At 36.3% G+C, this 23,563-nt stretch carries 19 protein-coding genes and 4 pseudogenes; all 23 read left to right on the top strand.

Annotation, left to right across the window (positions count from 1 at the left end):
- The first annotated feature begins 47 nt into the window (after nucleotides 1-47).
- The 23 genes and pseudogenes from atpG to H3Z85_20090 all read left to right on the top strand — a co-directional run bounded on the left by atpG (nucleotide 48) and on the right by H3Z85_20090 (nucleotide 23,228).
- On the top strand, nucleotides 48-911 hold the full coding sequence (atpG, locus tag H3Z85_20200) for an ATP synthase F1 subunit gamma (GenBank protein QPQ51551.1): 864 nt from the start codon (nucleotides 48-50) through the stop codon (nucleotides 909-911).
- A gap of 270 nt (nucleotides 912-1,181) precedes the next feature.
- The gene (locus H3Z85_20195; protein ID QPQ51550.1) at nucleotides 1,182-2,540 is read left to right on the top strand and encodes an HlyC/CorC family transporter; all 1,359 of its coding nucleotides are present in this window, start codon (nucleotides 1,182-1,184) and stop codon (nucleotides 2,538-2,540) included.
- 12 nt (nucleotides 2,541-2,552) lie between these two features.
- Nucleotides 2,553-2,858, top strand: a complete 306-nt coding sequence (locus H3Z85_20190; GenBank protein QPQ51549.1) for an ATP-dependent Clp protease adaptor ClpS — start codon at nucleotides 2,553-2,555, stop codon at nucleotides 2,856-2,858.
- Nucleotides 2,859-3,352: 494 nt separating this feature from the next.
- On the top strand, nucleotides 3,353-3,967 hold the full coding sequence (gene udk / locus H3Z85_20185; protein ID QPQ51548.1) for a uridine kinase: 615 nt from the start codon (nucleotides 3,353-3,355) through the stop codon (nucleotides 3,965-3,967).
- Nucleotides 3,968-3,970: 3 nt separating this feature from the next.
- Nucleotides 3,971-4,327 (top strand): septum formation initiator family protein, encoded by a 357-nt coding sequence (locus H3Z85_20180; GenBank protein ID QPQ51547.1) that lies wholly within the window; start codon nucleotides 3,971-3,973, stop codon nucleotides 4,325-4,327.
- Nucleotides 4,328-4,427: 100 nt separating this feature from the next.
- Nucleotides 4,428-5,588, top strand: a complete 1,161-nt coding sequence (locus tag H3Z85_20175; GenBank protein ID QPQ51546.1) for a methylmalonyl-CoA mutase — start codon at nucleotides 4,428-4,430, stop codon at nucleotides 5,586-5,588.
- On the top strand, nucleotides 5,588-6,028 hold the full coding sequence (locus H3Z85_20170; protein ID QPQ51545.1) for a damage-inducible protein DinB: 441 nt from the start codon (nucleotides 5,588-5,590) through the stop codon (nucleotides 6,026-6,028). The genes H3Z85_20175 and H3Z85_20170 overlap by 1 nt, the downstream gene beginning before the upstream one ends.
- 337 nt (nucleotides 6,029-6,365) lie before the next feature.
- Nucleotides 6,366-7,522 (top strand): annotated as a pseudogene (locus H3Z85_20165) (RsmD family RNA methyltransferase).
- A 129-nt stretch (nucleotides 7,523-7,651) separates the two neighbouring features.
- Nucleotides 7,652-7,932, top strand: a pseudogene (locus H3Z85_20160) (hypothetical protein).
- A 168-nt stretch (nucleotides 7,933-8,100) separates the two neighbouring features.
- Nucleotides 8,101-9,480, top strand: a complete 1,380-nt coding sequence (locus H3Z85_20155) for a dipeptidase (GenBank protein QPQ51544.1) — start codon at nucleotides 8,101-8,103, stop codon at nucleotides 9,478-9,480.
- 296 nt (nucleotides 9,481-9,776) lie between these two features.
- Nucleotides 9,777-10,694 carry a T9SS type A sorting domain-containing protein gene (locus tag H3Z85_20150; protein ID QPQ51543.1) on the top strand — a complete coding sequence of 306 codons (918 nt, stop codon included), beginning with the start codon at nucleotides 9,777-9,779 and terminating at the stop codon, nucleotides 10,692-10,694.
- A 359-nt stretch (nucleotides 10,695-11,053) separates the two neighbouring features.
- Entirely contained in the window at nucleotides 11,054-11,761 is a 708-nt protein-coding gene (locus tag H3Z85_20145) for an SDR family oxidoreductase (protein QPQ51542.1), read from the top strand.
- 197 nt (nucleotides 11,762-11,958) lie between these two features.
- Nucleotides 11,959-12,705, top strand: a complete 747-nt coding sequence (locus H3Z85_20140; GenBank protein ID QPQ51541.1) for an electron transfer flavoprotein subunit beta/FixA family protein — start codon at nucleotides 11,959-11,961, stop codon at nucleotides 12,703-12,705.
- A 42-nt stretch (nucleotides 12,706-12,747) separates the two neighbouring features.
- Complete coding sequence (locus H3Z85_20135; GenBank protein ID QPQ51540.1) at nucleotides 12,748-13,695, top strand: electron transfer flavoprotein subunit alpha/FixB family protein; 948 nt, start codon at nucleotides 12,748-12,750, stop codon at nucleotides 13,693-13,695.
- A 180-nt stretch (nucleotides 13,696-13,875) separates the two neighbouring features.
- Nucleotides 13,876-14,475, top strand: coding sequence for a bifunctional nuclease family protein (locus tag H3Z85_20130; protein ID QPQ51539.1), 600 nt, complete (start codon nucleotides 13,876-13,878; stop codon nucleotides 14,473-14,475).
- Between the two features lie 22 nt (nucleotides 14,476-14,497).
- On the top strand, nucleotides 14,498-15,880 hold the full coding sequence (locus H3Z85_20125; GenBank protein ID QPQ51538.1) for a nucleoside permease: 1,383 nt from the start codon (nucleotides 14,498-14,500) through the stop codon (nucleotides 15,878-15,880).
- 293 nt (nucleotides 15,881-16,173) lie between these two features.
- A complete protein-coding gene (locus H3Z85_20120; protein ID QPQ51537.1) occupies nucleotides 16,174-16,578 on the top strand; it encodes a hypothetical protein in 405 nt (134 codons plus the stop codon).
- 2 nt (nucleotides 16,579-16,580) lie between these two features.
- Entirely contained in the window at nucleotides 16,581-16,991 is a 411-nt protein-coding gene (locus H3Z85_20115) for a hypothetical protein (protein ID QPQ51536.1), read from the top strand.
- Between the two features lie 62 nt (nucleotides 16,992-17,053).
- Complete coding sequence (locus tag H3Z85_20110) at nucleotides 17,054-18,232, top strand: acetyl-CoA C-acyltransferase (GenBank protein QPQ51535.1); 1,179 nt, start codon at nucleotides 17,054-17,056, stop codon at nucleotides 18,230-18,232.
- 106 nt (nucleotides 18,233-18,338) lie between these two features.
- Nucleotides 18,339-19,830: pseudogene (locus tag H3Z85_20105) on the top strand (MFS transporter).
- 298 nt (nucleotides 19,831-20,128) lie between these two features.
- Nucleotides 20,129-21,054, top strand: a pseudogene (locus H3Z85_20100) (mevalonate kinase).
- Nucleotides 21,055-21,065: 11 nt separating this feature from the next.
- Nucleotides 21,066-21,995, top strand: a complete 930-nt coding sequence (locus H3Z85_20095) for a UbiA family prenyltransferase (protein QPQ51534.1) — start codon at nucleotides 21,066-21,068, stop codon at nucleotides 21,993-21,995.
- Between the two features lie 63 nt (nucleotides 21,996-22,058).
- Nucleotides 22,059-23,228 carry a proline dehydrogenase family protein gene (locus H3Z85_20090; GenBank protein ID QPQ51533.1) on the top strand — a complete coding sequence of 390 codons (1,170 nt, stop codon included), beginning with the start codon at nucleotides 22,059-22,061 and terminating at the stop codon, nucleotides 23,226-23,228.
- Nucleotides 23,229-23,563 lie beyond the last annotated feature (335 nt).

The raw sequence follows: 23,563 nt of genomic DNA, 5'->3' as shown, positions 1-23,563 counted from the left end.
ATGTTTTAAGCCTTAAACTTTAGACCTTAAACTTTGAACCCACATTAATGGCAAACTTAAAAGAAATACGAGGCAGAATTACGTCAATTTCATCTACGATGCAGATTACACGTGCTATGAAAATGGTTTCCGCTGCGAAACTTAAAAAAGCACAGGATGCAATCGTAATGCTAAGACCATATTCTGAAAAATTACAGGAGCTTATCCAGAATGTAAATTCTAGCTCAGATCCTGATCAGATTTCTGTATATGCTCAGAAAAGAGAGGTTAAAAGAATACTTTTCATCGCTGTTACTTCAAACAGAGGTCTTGCGGGAGCTTTTAACTCTTCAATCGTAAAAGAGCTTAACCTTCAGTTTCAGAACAATTCTCAATATGAGATTGAAGTTCTTCCTGTTGGAAAAAAGGTATATGATGCAGTAAGAAAAAGTCGTACGGTATATGCCAATGGAAGCTCTGTGTATGATAACATGAACTTTGATACAGTTGCTCACATTGTTGAAGGAGTAATGACAAGTTTCACAGAAGGGAAATTTGACGAAGTATATGTTATTTACAATAAATTCGTTAATGCTGCAACTCAGGAAGTAACTACAGAACAGGTTCTTCCGATCTCAATGCCTGAAAACACAGAATCAGAGGTTGAAACAGACTATATCTTTGAACCGAACAGAGCTGAGATTCTTGATAATTTGATTCCAAAGTCTATCAAAACTCAGATCTTCAAAGCAATCTTAGATTCAATAGCATCAGAGCACGGAGCGAGAATGACGGCAATGCACAAAGCAACAGACAACGCTCAGGCTTTAAAGAATGATCTTGTGATCTTCTACAACAAAGCAAGACAGGCTGCAATTACCAATGAAATTTTGGAAATTGTTTCCGGAGCAGAAGCTTTGAAAAATTCGTAAAGAATTATTCTGATATAATAAAAAAGCATCGATACTATCGGTGCTTTTTTTATGTGAAAAAAGTTTAAAAACGATATTTGATACTGTAAAATCGTCTGTAATGCATGTTTTGAAGGAAAGATATTAGAATATTTTTTTTATTCAAAATACATATATTATAAAGCTTCATTTTTATCTTTCAAAAATCCCTCATTGAAAAAAGATATAGCAGATTCAGGTTATTTATATTTTACATATCTTTGTACTTAATAAAATTTATACAACTTCTAAATGGACTCGGACATAGTCAGGCTTTTGCTGGCCTTATTTCTTGTTTTACTCAATGGCTTCTTCGTAGCCGCAGAATTTTCAATTGTTAAAGTTCGTTACTCTCAAATTCAATTAAAAGCCGCTGAGGGAGACTCTATGGCAAAACAGGCAGAGCATATTATCAAACACCTTGATGAATATCTTTCTGCTACTCAGTTAGGAATTACATTGGCTTCCCTTGCCCTGGGTTGGGTAGGAGAAAGTGCTTTGCATCATATTGTTGAAAATATTTTCCATTCTCTCAATTTTGAGATGAGCCAGGCAACCATTACTTCGGTTTCACTGATCATCAGTTTTGTACTGATTACCATCATGCATATTGTATTTGGTGAGCTTATTCCCAAATCAATTGCGATCAGAAAATCGGAAGCTACCACGATGGCAACCGCTGTCCCGTTGAGAATTTTTTACACGATTTTCAAACCGTTTATCTGGTTGATGAACTCAATGTCAAATGGTTTCTTAAGACTGATCAAAATACATCCGGCTTCTGAGCAGGAAATTCACTCTACGGAAGAGCTTCAGCTTTTGGTAAAACAGAGTGCAGACAGTGGGGAAATTGAAGAAGAGAACTATGAGATCATTAAAAATGCATTTGATTTTACAGATCACTCTGCCAAACAGATCATGGTTCCAAGACAAAATATTACGTCCATAGACTTTGAAGAGGATGTAAATGATATTATCAACAAAATTATGGATAGCGGATATTCACGTATCCCGGTATACCTTGATTCTATTGATAATGTGATCGGAATTTTCTACACTAAGGAAATTATAAGAGAATTCGTGAAAAGAAAGGGAGATCTGGATCATGAAGACCTTAAAGACCTGATGCGTGACGCCTTTTTCGTGGTGGAAAGCAAAAAAGTTTCAGACTTATTGAAAACTTTCCAGCTTAAAAAGCAGCACATTGCTATTGTTATCGACGAATTTGGAGGTACAGAAGGTATCATTACCTTAGAAGACATCCTAGAAGAACTGGTAGGTGAAATACAGGATGAAGAAGATGATGAAGAGAAGATTGTTGATAAAATAGCCGAGAATACCTATTGGGTACAGGCTACACAGCCATTGGATGAAATCAACGAATTCTTGCCTAAAAAACTGCCTCTTTCCGAAGAAAGCGAATACAACTCATTGGCAGGATTTATTCTGTATGAGCTGGAAGAAATTCCTGAAGAGAACCAGGAATTTGATCTTGACAACTATCATTTCAAAATTTTGAAAATGAACAATAAAAGCGTTGAACTTGTAGAGCTTGTATATCAGGAACCCAATGCCATCGATAGCCTGGCAGACAAAATTGGTGAAGTTTAAAAAACAGCTGAAATGAATTTTTACAATACAATAAAAGATTACGAAAACCCGAAACGTCAGTACGAAGAAGAAGTTCTTGTACTGGATGATACGGATGACGTTTATAAACTGGTGCTGCATAATGATGATGTTCATACCTTCGATTATGTAATCGATAGCCTGATTGAAATATGTAAGCATACCCTGGAACAGGCAGAACAATGTACAATTCTTGTCCACTATAAGGGCAAATGTACCGTAAAAACTGGCTCATTAGATATTTTGAAGCCCATGCACGAAAAATTACTTTCACGCGAATTAACAAGTGAAATCGTATAAAAAAATTCCCGGCCCATATTTTGACCGGGTTTTTTTGTGAAAACTTTTATGGATACTCCAAGATATGCTATTGTCATTCCGATGAAGGAAGAATCTTATGATATGAGTATTCTAAATTGACCTTCGGTTCTTATTGTTCTCATAAATTATTTTAATACAGAGTCCTTAAAGTTATTAATTAAAAGAGTAAAAGCTCCGTTCGCACAGCATAAGCACTTAGTCAGGTCCATTGCTGAAATACCCTTGCGAAAGAAAAATATTCATACAATTTTATAAATCCTAGCGTATTCCTGGCGTTTAAAGAAAAAAAATAAAGCTAAAAAAGCAGTTTTTTCATGTAAACCCACCCAACTTTTGAGATTGTCATAATTTTTGCGACTAATTTCTTTACCTTCAGAATATAAGAATTTCCTGATTACTCAATTTCGCTCTCTGCATTGTCACATTTTATCGAAAATAGTATATTTGTACCAACTATAAAGAAACAAAAAATAATGCTTGTAATAGGAATTGCCGGTGGTACAGGATCCGGCAAAACTACAGTTGTTGACAAGATACTTCAGCAGCTTGATATTGAAGGAATGAATATCCTTTCTCAGGATAATTATTATCATGATAATCCAAATCTTACTCTGACAGAAAGGGAAGCGCTCAATTATGATCACCCGAAGTCCATAGATTTTGAATTGCTGATAAAACATGTGAAAGCTTTAAAAAATAACGAGTCTATCGAACAGCCGATTTATAGCTTTGTAACACATTCCAGAACAGGAGATCATGTCACTGTAGAACCTAAAAATGTATTGGTAGTAGAAGGAATTCTTGTATTGACCAATAAAGAATTACTGAAAGAATTTGATCTGAAAGTTTTCGTTCATGCAGATTCTGATGAAAGGCTGATAAGAAGGATCAGAAGAGATACCCAGGAAAGAGGAAGAGATCTGAGTGAAGTCCTCCATCGCTACCAGACCACTTTGAAACCAATGCACCAGGAATTCATCGAGCCATCTAAAAATGATGCCGATCTTATTATCCCCAATATGAAACAGAATTCCGTAGCCATTGATTTTTTAACTACCGTTATTAAAAACTCGTTGAAAAAACATTAAAAAATGGAAGAAAACAAACTTATCAAAGACATTCAGCCGAAATCTGAAACATTCAAACTTATCCAAAAATATGTTCTGAATAAATATACCATTACGATCTGTCTGTTTTTGGTATGGATGATTTTCTTTGACAAAACCTCATTTCTTGTGATCAATGAACTGAATGGTGAGATTCATAAATATGAAGAGCAGCTGCAGTATTACAAAAAAGAATACGAGAAGAACGATGCTTTTTATAAAAAACTGATGAACAACAAATCAGAAAAAGAAAAATACGCAAGAGAAAATTATTTTATGAAAAAGCCGAATGAAGAGATCTTCATTTTGGTAGTAGACAGTACAAAAGTCGCCAAAAAATAATAAAAGTTGAATAAATCAGATCAATGGTGACTGGTCAGTAGGCTTTTGCCTCTCCATTTCAGACCATTCACCATTGACCATTCACAAATACATAAAACTAATGTCAGATAATACACTTCCAAACTGGGAAAGCTTAGTAAAAAAACAGCTTAAAACGGAGGATATTTACCCTATTTTAGAAAAAGAAAACCTTGAAGGAATAGAAGTAAAACCCTTTTATACAGAAGTTAAGAAACCTTTGGTGAACCTACCGAGAGTTGAAGAAAGCACCCATCTCGTAGCCAGCTACCATGAAAGTCTGGAAGAAGAAGTATTTGCATTTATTTTAGATCAGAACGTTGAAAACCTGGAAGAAAAGACCATTTTTGTTAACAACAAAGATCTTGCAGGACACATCAGTCCCAAAGAAGAAGACCAGTACTTTTCTTTGATCGATGTATTTAATGAGCATGAGGGAAGTATTGATGATCAATTGGCGAAAGAACTGTTGGCAAAAGAATTCAAAAGAAGCATTTGCGTAGATGTGTCCTTGCATCAGAATGCAGGAGCAGCTATCTATCAACAGCTTGGTATCGCACTTGCCAAAACTAAAGAACTGGTTGAGAAATATGGCACTGATATTATCAATCAACTAGTTTTCAGAATCGCTGTAGGAGGAAATTATTTCTTTGAAATGGCAAAATTAAGAGCTTTTAAAATAGTTTTTAACCAGCTTTCCAAAGAATATGGGCTGGACGAAGTTCCTTACATTTTTGCAGAAACCTCTTTAAGAAACAAAGCGGTCTCCGATAACGAGAACAACCTGATCCGTTCCACCCTTGAACTTGCTTCGGCTATGATTGGTGGGGCAGATGCGGTATTCTCAAACAATTACCTTGTAGACAGAAGTACCGGTAATTCAGAGGAGATATCTTTTAAACAGCAGATTGTTTTAGCATACGAAAGTATCATCAATGTGTTTGAAGACGCTTCCAACGGAAGTTATTATGTGGAAGACATCACCAGACAGATCGCTGAAAAATCCTGGGCTTTATTTGTAGAAATAGAAGAAACCGGTGGATATCTTGAGTTGTTACGTCAAGGAATTATCCAGAAAAAAATCTACGATCATGCAGTTAAAGAACAGCAGTGGATTGAAGAAGGTAAAATAAAGCTGATCGGAGTGAATTTATACCCCAAATTAGACGTCAAAAAGTCGATCGCAGATCTATACAACGAAAAAGAAATAAAAGCCGTTCGTTGGGCAGAAATGTTTGAATAATGAAAGAAAAACTGATAGATTTATTTGAGTACACTCATCATTTCAATGCTGAAATGATTAAAGTTATTTCTGAGAACATAAAACTGATAGATGATAAAACAATCAGTCTGATTAATCATACCCTTAACGCACAACAGATCTGGAATGCCAGGATACTGGGAGAATCTACCTTTGAGGTCTGGCAGATCAATCCTCTAGAGTCCCTGCAGGAGATTGATCATAAGAATTTTCTTAAAAGTATAGACATTATCAGTAACCTTGATTTGGATAAAAGAATAGAATATCAGAATTCAAGAGGAACAAAATTTGAAAATAGTATTTTTGAAATGCTTTTTCATGCAGTGAACCATTCTACTTATCACAGGGGGCAAATTAATTCTTTGCTTAAGCAGAATGGCTTGACACCGATATTAACGGACTATATTTTCTATAAGAGGTAATTTGATTACATCGTCATTTTCTAACAAGATTTTGAGCCAGGGCCGGAAACTATAGGAGAAATTTTATCAAAATTTTTAGCTTATAAACTTGAAAATAACGGCTTAAAACCGAGACTCAACCTCCAATGACATTGAATTCAGATGTATTTTTATCGAATCAGGTATTTTGAGGCTTACAGATTTAAACTGGAGCATTTTAACACTGATCCTATTGATGAAAACATCTTTAAGAAATAAATGGTGATTTAGATTAAAAGGGAATATAAAATAATCTTGAAAAATGTAAAGAACAATCTTTTCATTTAACTGATTTAAGCATAATCATCTTTGAAAATCCATGCTATTTGTGGGAAATACATTACTAAATAAAGACATTCAAACCTATATCAGTGCAAATCTAAAAACTGATCTGCACTCATTACTGTTAAAAAAATCTCCGTTTCCTGAGGTTTCCATGCATGAAATTGTGCAACAGATTAAAGGAAAGCAGGTGGCGGAAAAGAAATTTCCGTTTTTACTGAAAGAAGGTATCATTTTTCCTCCACAACTCAATCTGGAGCAATCTTCATCCGAAAAAACAGCTCTCTACAAATCTGAGATCCTGCGGGGGAAGAAATTTATCGATCTTACAAGTGGGTTTGGAATTGATGCCTGGTATTTATCTCAGAATTTTGAAGACATCACTTTAATAGAGCAAAATGCTGAGCTTTTGGAGACTGTAGAGCATAATTGGAGTGTCCTAGGTAGGAAGGCAAGATTTATCAACAGAAAACTGGAAGATTTTTTAGAAGAAAATCATGAGGTATTCGACGTGATTTATCTCGATCCTGCAAGAAGAGACCAGAATAAAAATAAAGTTTTCCTTTTAGAAGACCTTTCTCCGAACATCCTTGAAATTCAGGAAAAATTATTGTCCATTTCCTCTGAGGTAGTGATCAAACTATCTCCGTTAATTGATCTCAAGTATCTTATCTCTGTTGTACCGGATATCTTCAGGATTGATATCATTGCGTTAAAAAATGATGTGAAGGAAGTCGTTGCTTTTTTATCAAAAGAGGTTTCGAAGGATATTATCTGCCATTGTGTGAATCTTGAAAGCGGAGAATCTGTCTTTACATATGAATTTGGGGAAGAAGAAAACGCCCAGTCGGAATACACTGATCCTGAAAAATTCATTTATATTCCCAATAACTCCATTTTAAAGGCTGGTGTATTTAATTTAATTTCTCAGAAATTCGGATTAAAAAAACTACATCCCAACAGTCATTTTTATACGTCTTCGGAAAAGGTGAAAAATTTTCCGGGACGGGTTTTTGAAATGAAAATGATTGATTCTAAAGAAATTAAAAAGAAAGAGCAGTTTAATATTATTTCAAAAAACTATCCTTTAAAACCCGAAGAAATCAAAAGAAATATGGCTTAAAAGACGGTGGAAAGGACTACCTTATTTTTACACAATCCAAAAAAGGAAAAATTATATTAAAATCAGTCTAAAAATGTTGCCGAAAAAAGCAGGATTTCTTACTTTTGGGCAATCAAAATTTTAAGCATGAAATCGCCCGCTGTTTAGGTAATCAGAATAAAGTGCGATTCCATATGAACTTTTAAAAAATAAATTTACATATGAAAAAATTAGTTATATGTTTAGCGATTGCAACTGTAGCTGTAAGCTGTAAAAAAGTGCCGGAAGGAGGAAATAAAGCAGTTATAAAGCTGGAAGATGGAGTAGAAAGATACTCAGATGATCCTCAGGGAGGTGCAGAAGCTCACGGAAACGGTCATGAAGCTGCTGCAGATCACAAAGAGGAGGCTGCTGCTGTAAAGCCTGAAGCTGAAGCACCTAAAAAGACAGTGCTGCTGCAAAACCTGCTGAAGCAGAAAAAGCTCCAAAAGCTGAACACTAATTATTAGTATACAATATACAATGCCCTGTTTGCTACAGGGCATTTTTTTATTACAAAAAATGATTAACCGGGTCATGACTGCGATTGAAGTGATTTATTAGAAAAATCCTTTGTTTTGCTTGTTCCTGCAAGGCATTTTTTTTAATTTTAACCAAACAAATTTTTACAATGCAAGAGACATTAAATTACATCAACGAAAACAAACAGCGTTTCGTAGATGAATTATTTGAGTTATTGAGAATCCCTTCTATTTCCGCAGATCCTGCCTATAAAAACGATGTATTGAAATGTGCGGATGTATGCGCAGAGCATCTTAGAAATGCAGGTGCCGACAATGTTGAAATCTGCGAAACCAAAGGGTATCCTATCGTTTTTGGAGAGAAAATCATTGATAAAAACCTTCCTACGGTACTGGTATACGGACATTATGATGTGCAGCCTGCAGATCCGTTGGAATTATGGAGAAAACCACCTTTCGAACCTTATATCGAGAAAACTGAGCTACATCCTGAAGGCGCTATTTTTGCAAGGGGATCAGCCGATGATAAAGGTCAGTTTTTTATGCATTTAAAGGCTTTTGAAGCCATGATGAAAACCAATACGCTTCCTTGTAACGTTAAATTCATCCTTGAAGGAGAAGAAGAAGTAGGATCGGTAAGTCTTGGGGATTTCGTTAACGAGAATAAGGAAAAATTATCTTGTGACTGTATTCTGATCTCAGATACTCATATCTACAGCAATGAACAGCCCACTGTAACCACTGGTTTAAGGGGACTAAGCTACGTTGAAGTAGAGGTGGAAGGACCAAACAGGGACTTACATTCAGGACTTTACGGAGGGGCAGTGCCAAATCCTATTCATGTGCTTTCAAGAATGATTGCCAACCTTATTGACGAAGACGGACATATTACCATTGATGGCTTCTACGATAATGTGGAAGTTGTCTCAGACGCTGACAGAGCAGAAATGAACAAACTGAAGGATAATCCTGAAGAATATAAAAAATCAATCGGATTAAGCAATATTGAAGGAGAAAAAGGGTATACCACCCTTGAAAGAGCTTCGATTCGTCCTACCCTTGACTGTAATGGTATTTGGGGAGGATATACAGGAGAAGGCGCCAAAACAGTAATTCCTTCAAAAGCTTTTGCTAAAATCTCAATGCGTCTGGTTCCTTATCAGACACCGGAAGAAATTACAGAGAAATTCACAAAATATTTTGAAAAAATTGCTCCGGATACCGTAAAAGTTAAAATAACTCCTCATCATGGAGGAATGCCTTACGTATTACAGAGTGATACTAAAGAGTTTTTAGCAGCTAAAAAAGCTATGGAAACCGCTTTCGGTAAAGAAGTATTACCTTACAGAAGTGGAGGAAGTATTCCGATCACAGCCATGTTTGAGAAAGTTTTAAATGCTAAATCTGTGTTGATGGGATTCGGATTAGATTCTGATGCCATCCACTCACCAAATGAACATTACGGATTATTTAATTTCTATAAAGGGATTGAAAGTATTCCGCTATTCTTTGAAAACTATTCAAAATAGCATTTTGCTTCCTATAAAAACAAGCTGTTTCAGAAATGAGACGGCTTGTTTTAGTTTAGGGAAGTATGCAGGAAAAACTGGTTTCTGTCTCACTAGATTCCATGTTTCGCTGGCAAGAGATTTATTTACAGAAAAGAAGGCAGATATTTTTATTTTATACTTAATAATGTTATAAGTTTGAATTATTAGTTAATAAAAATTAAATTCATTGATAATAAATGATTTATTTTTATTTATTAGTAAGTTATTTCACTATCCAAGGAAAGTTTATAATTTTAATACAAAACTTGAATTTTATGAAAACATTTTACTCAATTGCATTTTCTTTGCTTTCTGCGCTTTCTATAGCACAACAATCAGTCTCTTTTGAAGATTATGAAGGCTTTACAACAGGTGATATTAACGGGCAGGGATTGTGGATCAGTACTCCAACAGGAGATATACCCGCCAATGTAACCCATCAGATGATCAGTCAGGATATGGCCAGTGCTGGTAACTATTCTCTAAAGATCGTTAAAGAACCGGTTTTTGGAACTCAGACGGAACCCATTATCGGAGGATTTTACAACCTGCAGACGCCTCTTGATTTTTCGAACTTCTCCGTTTCATTTGATATTAATATGTCCCAGCTTGATGGTTCCGTGTTTGGATTTCAGGCGATGGATGCCCTCGGAGAGCAATATATTGTCAGGATGGATTTTGACAATACAGGTGGGATCAAAGTTTTACATACACTGTCAGGAATTCAGACACTTGTTCCGGCTTCAGGAAACTGGTCTCCTGATACCTGGTACAGATTCAAGGTAGTCGGGACGCCTGCGGAGGTAAAATACTATCTTAATGACGTACAGGTTTTCACAGGAACGGTTGTAAATCCCGTTAATATTGATCAGCTCCGTTTTGTACACGACAATGCTGTAGGGACAGCGTATGTGGATAATATTAAGATCAATACCGAACTGATGATGGCTGTCAAAGATTCTAAGCCGGCTGAAAAGGAGATACAGCTTTATCCGAATCCCTCATCAGATGTGGTGAAAATAAGGACCCTACATAAGATCAGACAGGTAAAAGCCATCGAACTGACGGGGAAAAGCGTTGATGTCAGGCTCCATGAAAATCAGATAAAAGTAGAGGACTTACCTGCGGGAGAATATATTCTTACTATAGAAACAGATGCCAAAATTTTTACAGAGAAGTTTATAAAAAAATAAGTAAAGTTTATATTGTATTGTAAAAAATGGAAATGGTGATTTGTTTTTTAATTTCCGAAACTGTAAAATATTCATCAAAACTGATTTTTTTTTAAAATTAAACAAGTTAAATACCTTTTTATTGCTCATTCTGGCTTGTTTTCATACTATTTGCATTTTTAGTTTGGAATACAATAGGAGAGTTTCTACCTTTCATAGACAAATTTAAAAATGTGATGGCCGGAAGTTATCTCATTACTATGGAAACAGATGAAGGTAAAACCGGTATAAAGTTTATAAAAAATAACTGATAAATCTTAGTCTCATTGTAGCGCTCCAATTGGAGCGTTTTTGTTATTTTAGAGCATTAAATTTTACGTATGTCAGAAATTAAAACAGCTTATATAACGGGAGGAACCAAAGGAATAGGGTTCGGGATTGCTAAAGTTTTGCTTGAAAATGGTATTTCCGTAGCGTTTTCAGGAAGAAAGAGAGAAGATGTCTTGAAAGCTGAGGAAGAACTCAGACAGTATTCGGAAAATGTACTGGGGATTGTTTCCGACGTGAGAAGTCTTGAAAGCGAGCAGGAAGCAGTACGGTACGTGCTTGAAAAATTCGGAAGACTTGATTATGTGATTGCCAACGCAGGGCTGGGGATATTTAAGCCTGTAGACGAGCTTACAGCTGAAGAATGGAATGATATGATAGACACAAACCTGACAGGTGTTTTTTATACTTTAAAAGCATCTGTGGAACAGCTTAAAAAGACCGAAGGCTATTATATCACGATTTCAAGCCTGGCAGGCGCCAATTTCTTTGAAAACGGAACAGGATATAATGCGTCAAAATTCGGTGTAGTAGGTTTTACACAGGCTGCTATGATTGACCTTAGAAAATATAACATCAAATCAACTGTGATCATGCCGGGTTCCGTTGCCACTCATTTCAACGGAAATACTCCTTCGGAAAAAGACAGCTGGAAGATTCAGCCACAGGATATGGGAGATCTGATACTGGATATTGTAAAGATGAATCCGAGGGTTTTGCCCAGCAAAATAGAGTTTAGAGCAACACAACCTGCTAAATAAGTACATTTAATGTATTGAATAATAAATTAATAAGTATTATGCATGCATAATATATTTTTTATTTATATTAGCAAAAATTAATTCGAACAAAATCTCTGCATAAACTTTCAATATTTTGTGCCTGGAGAGGGAAAATAAAATAGTACACATGCAACCGAAAGGTTACATCTACCAAATAAAAAAATTAAGAACAACATATGAAAATATTAGTTTGTATTAGTAGTGTTCCGGATACTACTTCCAAAATTAACTTTACAGCAGATAAATCTGCTTTCGACAAAAACGGAATTCAGTGGGTAATCAACCCGCTAGACGAATTTGCGTTGACAAAGGCAATTAAACTTCAGGAATCTCAGGGGGCTACCGTAACAGTAATTAATGTTGGAGATGCCGCTACAGAACCTGTCATCAGAAAAGCTTTAGCGATCGGAGCTAATGATGCTGTAAGAGTAAATCTTGATCCTAAAGACAGCTATTCTACAGCGAAAGAAATCGCTGCAGTAGCTCAAAACGGAGGATATGACCTGATTCTTTGTGGTAAAGAATCTATCGATTATAACGGAGGCTCTGTTCCGGGAATGGTGGCCCAATTATTAAACCAGCCTTTCGTAAATGCATCTGTAGGACTGGATGTGAACGGAAGTGAAGCTACTGCAGTAAGAGAAATTGAAGGAGGTAAAGAAACTATCTCTGTAAAATTACCGGCAATTATTGCAGGCCAGAAAGGATTAGTAGACGAGAAAGACCTTATCATTCCTAATATGAGAGGAATTATGTCTGCAAGAACAAAACCTTTGCAGGTGGTAGAGCCTACTTCTTCTGAAGTAAAAGTTCAGGGAGTATCTTATGACAGCGTGCCTGCAAGAGCAGCTGTGAAAATGGTTTCTCCGGATAATTTAGATGAATTGGTAAGACTGCTTCACGAGGAAGCTAAAGTGATCTAATCTTTTTAATCCTTTAATTTTTTAATCTTTAAATTTAAGAAAATGGCAGTATTCGTATACGCAGAAAATATAAACGGAGTTTACAAAAAAGCAGCTTTTGAAGCAGTTTCTTATGCTAAAGCTGTTGCAGATAAAGCAGGAGATACCGTTACGGCAATCTCTGTAAACCCTACGGATTCTTCAGATTTATTATACAAATATGGAGCATCCAATGTAATCAATATCAAAGACGAAGGTCTTAAAAGCTTCTCTGCTAAAGCATATGCTCAGGCAGTAAGCGAAGTGGCAGACGGAAACATTATCGTTTTCCCTCACACGACAGACGCTTCTTCAATCGCTCCAATGCTGGCAGTAATGAAGAATTATTCTTTAATTACCAATGCTTTGGAAGCTCCTGAAAGCCTTTCGCCTTTCCAGGTAAAAAGAAGAGCATTCTCAGGAAAAGGGTTCATGCATGCAAAAGCTGAAGGAAACGGAGTAATCGTTACCGTTTCTCAGAATGCTTTCGGTGTTAAAGAAAACGCTGTATCAGGTTCAGAAGAAGTTAAAAACCTTTCTGTAGCTAATGAAGACACTAAAGTGATCTCTCATGAGCAGAGCTCAGGTAAATTAGACCTTAAAGAAGCTGAGATCGTTGTTTCTGCAGGAAGAGGGATGAAAGGTCCTGAAAACTGGGGAATGGTTGAAGATCTGGCAAACGTTTTAGGAGCTGCTACAGCATGTTCTAAGCCGGTTTCTGATATCGGATGGAGACCTCACACTGAGCACGTGGGACAAACGGGTAAAGCTATCGCTCCAAACCTTTATATTGCTATTGGTATTTCAGGAGCTATCCAGCATCTTGCCGGAGTAAACTCTTCAAAAACTATCGTAGTAATCAACAACGACGCAGAAGCACCATTCTTCAAATCTGCCGATTACGGGGTAGTAGGAGATGCCTTCCAGATCATTCCTGCATTAACAGAGAAAATCAAGGCGTTAAAAGGATAAAAAGATAAATGGTAATACTGAATCCGACCCGCCAATCGATTGTTTATTCAAAGGATGGGAGAAAGAAAATTCATAATCACCATTGAATCGGATATAATACAATAAAAGCTCGGCTTTCCGGGCTTTTATTTTTGTGTAAAAAGTAAAATCACAATAAAAAATTAATCTATATTTGCAATTATGGATTATAAGCAGCTAATTATTCGCGGAATATCGTACAGCCAAACCCAATCGGGGGCGTACGCATTGTTACTGGAGCATGAAGAAACACACATAAAATTACCTGTTGTTATAGGAAATTTCGAAGCTCAGTCTATCTCTCTCGGACTGGAAAAAGACATCCATCCACCGCGTCCACTTACCCATGACTTATTCACAAAATTTATAGTTTCTGCCAATTACGAATTGGTTTCTGTTATCATTTACCAAATTGTAGATGGTGTTTTCTTTTCAAATATTAACTTCAAAAATAAAGTTACCGAAGAAGAACTCATTCTTGATGCCAGAACTTCTGATGCTGTTGCAATGGCCGTACGATTTGACGCGCCTATTTTTACCACACAGCAGGTTTTAAATGAAGCCGGAATTTTACTGGAACTGGAAGATGTTTCAAAAGAAGAACAGGGCTTCTCAGAAACAGTACAGACTGAAGATAATCTGAAGTCCCTTTCTATGGAAGAGCTTCAGAAATTACTCGATGATGCTGTTAAAGAAGAAGATTATGATACGGCCCTTGAAATTCAGGAAGAAATCAAGAGGAGGAAAAAGAAAATTGACTAAAAAGAGATATTTTATATAAACTATGAATTTAAAATTACGACTGACCATCCTCAGTTTTCTCCAGTTTTTCGTTTGGGGAGCATGGCTGATTACGATGGCAAACTTCTGGTTTGGCACAAAACACTGGGAAGGAACACAGTTTGGTGCTGTCTTCGGAACCATGGGAATTGCTTCTATTTTCATGCCTACCATTACTGGAATTATTGCTGACCGGTGGGTAAACGCCGAGCGTATTTTTTCAGTATTACATATCCTGTATGGGATTATTCTTTTCATTTTGCCGCACTCTGCAGACCCGAATTCATTTTTTTCGGTAATGCTTGTCGCAATGTGTTTTTATATGCCAACCATTGCTTTGGCCAACTCAATTTCCTACACCATTCTTAAAAATAATAATTTTGATGTAGTAAAAGATTTTCCGCCGATTCGTGTGTGGGGAACCATTGGTTTTATTGTAGCGATGTGGATCACCAATCTTAGTGGAAACAAAGCAACAGAAGGTCAGTTTTACATTGGAGGTGCGGTAGCTATATTTTTAGGAATCTATGCGCTTACCTTACCGAAATGTCCTCCGCAAAAATTAATCGATAAAAACTCTCCGTTATCCGAACAGTTAGGATTAAATGCATTTAAGCTTTTTGGAAGCTATAAAATGGCATTATTCTTTTTATTTTCCATGCTTTTGGGAGCAGCACTTCAGCTAACGAACGCCTATGGAGATGTCTTTTTAAGTGAATTTGCCCATTTTCCTAAATATGCCGACTCTTTTGTCGTACAGAGATCAACCATTATCATGTCAATTTCTCAGGTTTCAGAAACCTTGTTTATCTTGGCAATTCCTTTCTTCCTGAAGAAATTCGGGATCAAAAAAGTAATGCTGATGTCTATGCTGGCATGGGTGTTGAGATTTGGATTCTTTGCCTACGGAGTTCCGGAAGGTTTCGGATTATCTCTTATCATTCTTTCCTGCATTGTGTACGGGATGGCTTTTGACTTCTTTAATATCTCAGGTTCCCTTTTCGTAGAAACCACCACAGATAAGAAGATCCGTTCGTCAGCACAAGGATTGTTTATGATGATGACCAATGGTTTTGGAGCTGTATTTGGAAGTTATATTGCAGGCTGGGCTATCGATAAGTTCTTTACCCGTAAATTTACTACCGCTTCAGATCTGTCTGCTTATCTGGATACAACTTCAGATAACCCTACTTTTATTGAGATTTTGAAAAATAGTTTCAATACCGTAGTAAATACCGATGGCAGCCTTTCTACTGTCGTAATGGTAAAAGACTGGCAGCAGATATGGCTTTCCTTTGCCATCTATGCGTTGGTTCTTGCCATATTTTTTGCGATACTGTTCAGGCATAAACACAAGCCTGAAGACGTATCTTCAGTAAGTCATTAATCAGATATAATTGTAAAATACAGAATTGCACTTTCGTACAGGAAGTGCAATTTTTTTATATAAAATATTCAAATCATTAATGCCGGTTTCCGGATAGAAAAAAGTAATATAAAAAGCACATCCGGTAAGATGTTTAATTTCAATTAAATCAACGTATGGTTGGTATTGTTGATAAATATATACTTTTATATGTTTTTTATTGAAGCTAATGAGTGTTAGGAGATGTAATTTTTAGATTGATAACAGATGGTTTGAAAATGTGTTTTTTTTCGTATTTTGGCACTTTAGTAAATATGAAAAATATTCAATTATTAGGATTATTATTGGTGGTTGTGGGAAGTTTTCTTCCTCTGGTGCACGTTCCTGTGATCGGAAACTGGAATTACTGGAAACTTGACCATTATCTGGCCATTGCCTGCTGGGTTTTTGCAGCATGTGCAGCTTTTGGAATCGTAAATAACAATGCAAAAACAGTAAGGTTTTTTGGAGTTCTTCTTCTTCTTTTATTTGCTTTAACACTGGTTGCTGTGAAAATGCAGTCTCTGCAATATTTCAGCTTTTTACCTTTTAAATCCTGGAGAGAAACATTTGCAGGAATAGTGAAGCTAAAGTGGGGATGGATCATAGAATTTCTAGGAGCCTTTTTGATGGTTGCTGCAGGAAATAGTAAAAAAGTAAATAACACCAGAAAGGTATAAATATGAGTTTTTTTAAAATATTTTCAACAGGAATGTTAGGATTGCTGGCTTTGCAGGCTCAGGCCCAGGCGACCGATCAAAAAAAGCCCGACAACCCGCCGAGATGTACCCAGATTAAAGAAGGTAAATTTCTGCGCGTTAACTATCCGGAATCTGTCTGGTATATGACCATTGAGGATAACGTCCAGACTGAATATTTTAATAACGGAAAAGATTTTATAAAATCAACACTCGTGTTTCAGGACGATTGCCATTATAAAGCAACTGTTGCAGAGAAATCTGATAAAGACGATCCTGCGCAGATCGGAGATGTCTTCAGCAACACCATTGTTGCTACTCAGGATAACCTGATTAAAATTAACATGAAAATTGAGGGCTCTCAGTTTGATGTAGTTTATATAAAAGAAAAATAAATTAATCTATCTATCGAAGTGGAACACTCGTTCCTTTTTAGCTAAAAATAAAAATTATCTACATGAAAGAAGTATTCATCGTTTCCGCAGTAAGAACACCTATGGGGAGTTTTATGGGAAGCTTATCGACAGTTCCCGCTACAAAACTGGGAGCTACTGCCGTAAAAGGAGCATTAGACAAAATTGGTCTTGACCCAAACAAGGTTCAGGAAATCTATATGGGGAACGTATTGCAGGCAGGAGAAGGACAGGCACCTGCACGTCAGGTAGCTTTAGGAGCAGGCCTTTCAGTCAATACACCCTCTACTACAGTAAATAAGGTATGTGCTTCAGGAATGAAGGCTGTAACTATGGCTGCACAAGCGATCAAAGCTGGTGATGCAGACGTAATTGTTGCCGGAGGTATGGAAAACATGTCTTTGGTTCCTCACTATTATAACGCAAGAGTTGCTACAAAATTAGGCGATATCAAAATGCAGGACGGTATGGTTCTGGATGGTCTTACCGATGTTTACAATAAGGTACATATGGGAGTATGTGCAGAGAAATGTGCGGTAGATTATACCATTACCAGAGAAGATCAGGATAATTTTGCCATTGAATCTTACAACAGATCAGCAAAAGCCTGGAGTGAAGGTAAATTCAATGACGAAATCGTACCGGTTTCCATTCCGCAGAGAAAAGGAGATCCTGTGATCTTTGCTGAAGATGAAGAGTATAAAGCTGTCAACTTCGACAGAATCAGAACTCTTCCTACGGTTTTCAAAAAAGAAGAAGGTACAGTAACTGCAGCCAATGCTTCTACTTTGAATGACGGAGCTTCTGCTTTAATTCTTGTTTCTAAGGAAAAAATGGAAGAATTAGGCCTTAAACCCCTGGCTAAAATCGTTTCTTATGCAGATGCTGCACAAGAACCTGAAAACTTTACAACAGCACCGGCTAAAGCATTGCCGATCGCTCTTAAAAAAGCAGGACTGGAGCTTTCAGATATCGATTTCTTTGAATTTAATGAAGCTTTCTCTGTAGTAGGATTAGCGAATAACAAAATTTTGGGATTAGATGCTTCAAAAGTAAACGTAAACGGAGGAGCTGTAGCTTTAGGACACCCGCTGGGAAGTTCAGGTTCAAGAATTATTGTTACATTGATCAATGTATTGAAGCAGAATAATGCTAAATACGGGGCAGCAGCGATCTGCAACGGTGGTGGAGGTGCTTCTGCTATCGTTATCGAAAATATGTAATATTCTGTTTAATAATATATTACCATTAAGGAATAGATAATTTTTCTAAAAACTTATCCATTTCTTAATGGTTTTTTTATTTTTGTGCTACTAATATTTATCTGAAATGTCTGAAACTGAGAATCGACAGCCTAAAAACATAAAAAATAATCCGAAGATTATGAAAGCCTGGGCTGTATATGACTGGGCAAATTCTGTGTACTCTTTGGTTATTACCTCTACCATTTTCCCTATTTATTACTCCATCCTTACCACTGCATACGAGAAAAAAGAGTATATAGTGGAAACAAAAAAAATGGATTGATGTCCCGGTAAGACACATGATTAAAATCTTTGGAAAAGAATATCAGCCCGATGCCGTATACGGATACTCTTTAACGATATCATTCTTTATTGTGGTACTACTTTCTCCGTTTTTATCTTCTTTGGCAGATACCATCGGGAATAAAAAATCTTTCCTGCAGTTTTTCTGCTATCTGGGTGCTACCTCCTGTATGGGGCTTGCAATGTTTACCGGAATGCATAATGTATTTCTGGGGCTTCTCTTTAGCATTACGGCCAGTGTCGGATTCTGGGGGAGTCTTGTATTTTACAACTCATTCTTGCCCGATATTGCCACACCGGATAGACAGGATGCCCTTTCTGCAAGAGGATATGTATATGGATACATTGGCTCTGTCGTTTTAGTCGTTTTATGTTTGATTTTAATTCAGGTTTTTGCCAAAGGTGCGGCACAACAGTTATTATTTACAAGAATCAGCTTTTTATTAACCGGAGCGTGGTGGTTTGGCTTTTCCCAATACACATTCAAACATCTTCCACAGTTTGGAAACGTAAAAGAAAAACTGCCCAAAGATTTAGTATTGCTGAACTATAAAAACATCTTTAAAAAACATGAGGAGCAGGGAGGCTTTTTTGAAGTATTGAAGGATAATATGAGCTTTTATATCGATATTGCCAAAGAGAGTTTCCATGAACTGTTTAAAGTGGGCGGGGAGCTTTTCAAGGACCGGAATCTGAAATTTTTCTTATCGAGTTTCTTTTTCTACAGTGTCGGTATGCAGACTATTTTCCTGATGGCTACCTTGTTTGGAAAAAGTGAAATTAACCTGGCGCAGGATAAACTGATTGGTACACTTCTGGTCATTCAGATCGAAGCAATCATCGGTGCCGTTATTTTCTCCAGACTGTCAAAAAGAATCGGAAACAAAAACGTAATTTCAATAGCCATTATATTATGGATTGTGGCCTGTCTCTGGGCTTATTTCCTGAATAAGGAAAATCCGACGGTAGAATACCAGTTCTACGGAGTAGCTGCAGTAGTAGGATTAGTGATGGGTGGCCTGCAGGCTATGTCGAGATCTACATATTCTAAATTACTTCCGGAAGATTCTATGGAAAATACAACTTATTTCAGCTTTTACGATGTATTGGAAAAAATTGCAATTATCATCGGAACATTTATTTTTGCCACATTGATTGAACATTTTAATAATATGCGTATTGCTGCTTTGTCAATGACCATATTTTTCGGGGCAGGACTAATATTGATTCGCTTCCTTAAGGTGAAAATGAGAAAAGAGAGAGAAACATTATAAAAAAGTAAAGGCGTTAATTTTAACGTCTTTTTTTATTTTATTAAATTAAATTTCAATTATTATGTCGTCTTCATCTTGAAAAGGATTAAGCAGGAAATTAATCTTTCATCGATTCAAACTATAAAGAAAAAGTTGATACAACGATAATTTTACAGGGATTAACTTCATAAAACCTGGGGCTGTCAGGATTTTTTATCATTTAGAAATACATTAAATCAAAACAGGCAACAATTCGGCCTGAATTTTGTTTATATTCAGCGGAATAATTTTTAACTTTGCAAAAAGATTTATTGTCAATATGACCAACCCTTTATTTTATGCAAAAATAATTCTGTTCGGAGAATATGGAATGATTGAAGATTCCCAGGGGCTCGTTGTACCATACAGCTTCTATAAAGGAACTTTAAAATTCTCAGATCTAAGTTCTGAATTTGAACTTAGCTCCAACAGACATCTGCAAAAATATTCAGATTATCTTACAACCCTTGATCTTTCTGATGATTTCAAATTGAATATTGAAGCCTTCAAAAATGATATTGCCAATGGGCTTTTCTTTGATTCCAATATTCCTCAGGGATATGGTGTGGGAAGTTCAGGAGCTTTGGTAGCCGCTATTTTTGAAAAATATTCGGTCAGTAAATCAAATCCTGAAAATATATCAAAAGATAATCTCAAAAAATTAAAAGCTGTTTTCGGGGAAATGGAGAGCTATTTCCATGGTAAAAGTTCAGGAATGGATCCTTTGATCTGTTATATGAACCTGCCGATTCTGATCGAAAATAAAGAAAATTTAGACCGGGTATCTATCCCCGAAGGAGAAGAAGGAAAAGGAGCAATCTTCCTTATTGATTCAGGAATTACGGGAGAAACAGGACCGATGATTCAGATTTTCTTTGAAAAAATGAAAACAGAAGGTTTCCGCAAGACACTTAAAGAAGAATTTATCCGTTATAACAACGCATGTATTGATTCGTTCCTGAAAAAGATATGAATCCTTTCTTCAGAAACCTCAAAAAACTCTCCTATTGGGCTTACGAACATTTCCGTCCGATGATTCCGGAAAGTATTTTTAACATCTGGAAAAAAGGACTGGATTCCAATGCCTATTATCTTAAACTCTGCGGAAGTGGCGGCGGAGGCTACATCCTTGGATTTACCAAAGACTATGAAAAAGCAGAAAAAATGCTTGATGGCTTCCAAAAAGAGGTGATTTATAGATTTTAAACAGGTTGGAAATGAATTCTGAAAAAGAAACTTTCCAATCTAAAAATTATGTCTCAAAATCTCTATTTTACAGATTTTCACAATTCGTGGGCTTTTTGCTCGGAGCAAGGTTCTTTGTAGCCGCTCTGCTTACCTTTGCCCTGTATGTTTCTACCTTTTTCCTCTTCAACCAGGAGGAAAGTTTCCGGAATTTTGTATTCGATTTTAAAGTTCACGGCATTATCTTTTGCACGGTTCTTACCATTTTGGCGGGAGGAATTATTAATCAGTTTTATGATCTGGAAAAAGATCACATCGTAAAACCTTTCAGAACAAGGGTTCAGAGTTTTATCAAGCAGAAATATTTTCTGTATGCTTACCTGGGGCTGAGCGCTATCTCGCTGGGTGTGGCATGGATGATTTCCCATAATGTTTTCCTGTTTTTTGTGGTCTATCAGTTTTTTATGTGGTTCTACAGCCATAAACTGAGCCGTATCTTGATTATAAACAATCTTACTTTTGTAAGCCTTACCCTATATCCTTTTTTTGGAATGATGGTGTATTATGAAACTTTCTCTAAAAAGGTATTCCTGATGGCCGTATTTCTTTTCCTTATTCTTTTGTGTATTGACATTGTAAAAGACACGCTCACCAGGACCGTAGATAAGACATTCGGCTACACAACCATTCCCAATTACTTTAAAAGCAGGAACACGAAAGCAATTCTGATCACTTTATTGGTGGTAACTATGGCTGTTTCGATGAAAATAATTACCAGAACAGGGGTATCAGGCTTCATGGCCTATTACTTTGCCGCAGGATTATTTGTGATGATTTTTTGCATTTATCTCTTCTTAAATTCTTCAAGGAGAAGCAACTTCCTGACTTTGAATATTTTGCGATTTTGGGTTTTTGTAGGCATTATTGCAATGCTTTTAAACGGAATAGAGCATAAATTGTAAAAAAAATCTTTAAATAAACTAAGGTTATTATTACCTTTGCATAACTAAATTTAATAAATAGGAATGCCCATTTTTAACGATACTAAAGTTGCATTTGCAGATAAATCTGATGCACAATTAAGAAAGGCGTACTGGATGTTTAAAATGATTGAACAGCCTGCTCTTACAAGCCTTGGAACTTCTGTCCTTAATTTCACAGTACATCATAATTTTCCTTTCGTTACAGGAATTGTGAAAAACACTTTATTTGAGCAATTCTGCGGAGGAGAAACCCGTGAAGAGAGCATGAAAGTGGTTAAACAATTGTTCAAAAGAGGAGTGGGAAGTATCTTCGATTATTCTATTGAAGGTAAGGAAGATGAAGAAACTTTTGATGCAGTATGTAAAGAAATTAAGGATATTGTAAGGTTCTCGGTAGGAAATCCGGCAATTCCTTTTATTGTATTTAAACCTACAGCTTTTGGTAGAATTGATATCTACGAAGCGGTTGGAAAAGGAGCAGAACTTACGACAAGCCAGAAAGAAGAATGGGCGAGAGTCGTAAAAAGATTCGATGAGGTATGTGCCCTTTGTCATGAAAATGATAAAAAAGTAATGGTTGATGCGGAAGAAACCTGGATGCAGGATGCAGCAGATCACCTTTGTGAGGAAATGATGGAAAAATATAACCAGCAAAAGCCTATCGTTTGGAACACGATCCAAATGTACAGAACAGGAAGACTGGAGTATATGGAGGAAAATCTTAAAAGAGCCAGAGAAAAGAATTATTTTATCGGTTATAAGATTGTTCGTGGTGCTTACATGGAAAAAGAAAGAGCCAGAGCCGCAGAAAAAGGATATCCTGATCCGATTCAGCCAACCAAAGAAGCATCTGATAAAAACTACAATGCAGGAATTGACTTTGTGATGGATCATCTGGATAAAGTATCGGCATTCTTCGGAACCCATAATGAAATTTCGTCAGAATTGATCATGGATAAGATGAAGGCTAAATCGATGGAAAACGGTAATCCACACGTTTATTTCGGACAGCTTTACGGAATGAGTGATAATATCACCTTCTATCTGTCCAATAAAGGCTATAACGTGGCTAAATACCTTCCATATGGCCCTGTTAAGGATGTGGTGCCATATCTTACAAGAAGAGCAAGAGAAAATACTTCTGTAGCCGGACAAACCGGAAGAGAGCTTGGATTGATTCAGAAAGAACTGGAAAGAAGAAAAAAGCAATAAAAATTGTTGTAAAATATAATACAGACCCGCAATCTCGCGGGTTTTTTTATGGATTAGAATAAGGAAAAGCTCTATGAACGCGATCCGGAAGAAAATAATATCTGTGTTTCCGTTTAAAACATTCATACAAAGCTCTGGTTACCATATCAGGTTTTATAGATTCCGATTAACAATAATAAGCTTAAATTACTTAAAGGTTAATTATTTATTAAAATAAATTAATTTTTGTTGATAATTTAATTTAATATTATTATATTTGGTATAATCATAAAAAACTAATGCATGAAAAATATCTTCAATGATTGTTGTTTATCTTTCCCGTGACGGAATGATCT

The sequence above is a fragment of the Chryseobacterium indologenes genome (assembly GCA_016025055.1).
In the GTDB taxonomy this organism is placed as follows: domain Bacteria; phylum Bacteroidota; class Bacteroidia; order Flavobacteriales; family Weeksellaceae; genus Chryseobacterium; species Chryseobacterium indologenes.
This window is presented reverse-complemented; position numbering and strand designations above follow the sequence as displayed.

What these genes read in the sequence shown, in the direction of transcription:
- H3Z85_20115 (QPQ51536.1), top strand. Translation starts at nt 16,581, where the DNA reads ATGAGTTTTTTTAAAATATTTTCAACAGGAATGTTAGGATTGCTGGCT.
- H3Z85_20170 (QPQ51545.1), top strand. Translation starts at nt 5,588, where the DNA reads ATGAAAGAAAAACTGATAGATTTATTTGAGTACACTCATCATTTCAAT.
- H3Z85_20090 (QPQ51533.1), top strand. Translation starts at nt 22,059, where the DNA reads ATGCCCATTTTTAACGATACTAAAGTTGCATTTGCAGATAAATCTGAT.
- H3Z85_20150 (QPQ51543.1), top strand. Translation starts at nt 9,777, where the DNA reads ATGAAAACATTTTACTCAATTGCATTTTCTTTGCTTTCTGCGCTTTCT.
- udk (QPQ51548.1), top strand. Translation starts at nt 3,353, where the DNA reads ATGCTTGTAATAGGAATTGCCGGTGGTACAGGATCCGGCAAAACTACA.
- H3Z85_20190 (QPQ51549.1), top strand. Translation starts at nt 2,553, where the DNA reads ATGAATTTTTACAATACAATAAAAGATTACGAAAACCCGAAACGTCAG.
- H3Z85_20195 (QPQ51550.1), top strand. Translation starts at nt 1,182, where the DNA reads ATGGACTCGGACATAGTCAGGCTTTTGCTGGCCTTATTTCTTGTTTTA.
- H3Z85_20140 (QPQ51541.1), top strand. Translation starts at nt 11,959, where the DNA reads ATGAAAATATTAGTTTGTATTAGTAGTGTTCCGGATACTACTTCCAAA.
- H3Z85_20125 (QPQ51538.1), top strand. Translation starts at nt 14,498, where the DNA reads ATGAATTTAAAATTACGACTGACCATCCTCAGTTTTCTCCAGTTTTTC.
- H3Z85_20110 (QPQ51535.1), top strand. Translation starts at nt 17,054, where the DNA reads ATGAAAGAAGTATTCATCGTTTCCGCAGTAAGAACACCTATGGGGAGT.
- H3Z85_20145 (QPQ51542.1), top strand. Translation starts at nt 11,054, where the DNA reads ATGTCAGAAATTAAAACAGCTTATATAACGGGAGGAACCAAAGGAATA.
- H3Z85_20120 (QPQ51537.1), top strand. Translation starts at nt 16,174, where the DNA reads ATGAAAAATATTCAATTATTAGGATTATTATTGGTGGTTGTGGGAAGT.
- H3Z85_20130 (QPQ51539.1), top strand. Translation starts at nt 13,876, where the DNA reads ATGGATTATAAGCAGCTAATTATTCGCGGAATATCGTACAGCCAAACC.
- atpG (QPQ51551.1), top strand. Translation starts at nt 48, where the DNA reads ATGGCAAACTTAAAAGAAATACGAGGCAGAATTACGTCAATTTCATCT.
- H3Z85_20155 (QPQ51544.1), top strand. Translation starts at nt 8,101, where the DNA reads ATGCAAGAGACATTAAATTACATCAACGAAAACAAACAGCGTTTCGTA.
- H3Z85_20180 (QPQ51547.1), top strand. Translation starts at nt 3,971, where the DNA reads ATGGAAGAAAACAAACTTATCAAAGACATTCAGCCGAAATCTGAAACA.
- H3Z85_20175 (QPQ51546.1), top strand. Translation starts at nt 4,428, where the DNA reads ATGTCAGATAATACACTTCCAAACTGGGAAAGCTTAGTAAAAAAACAG.
- H3Z85_20095 (QPQ51534.1), top strand. Translation starts at nt 21,066, where the DNA reads ATGAATTCTGAAAAAGAAACTTTCCAATCTAAAAATTATGTCTCAAAA.
- H3Z85_20135 (QPQ51540.1), top strand. Translation starts at nt 12,748, where the DNA reads ATGGCAGTATTCGTATACGCAGAAAATATAAACGGAGTTTACAAAAAA.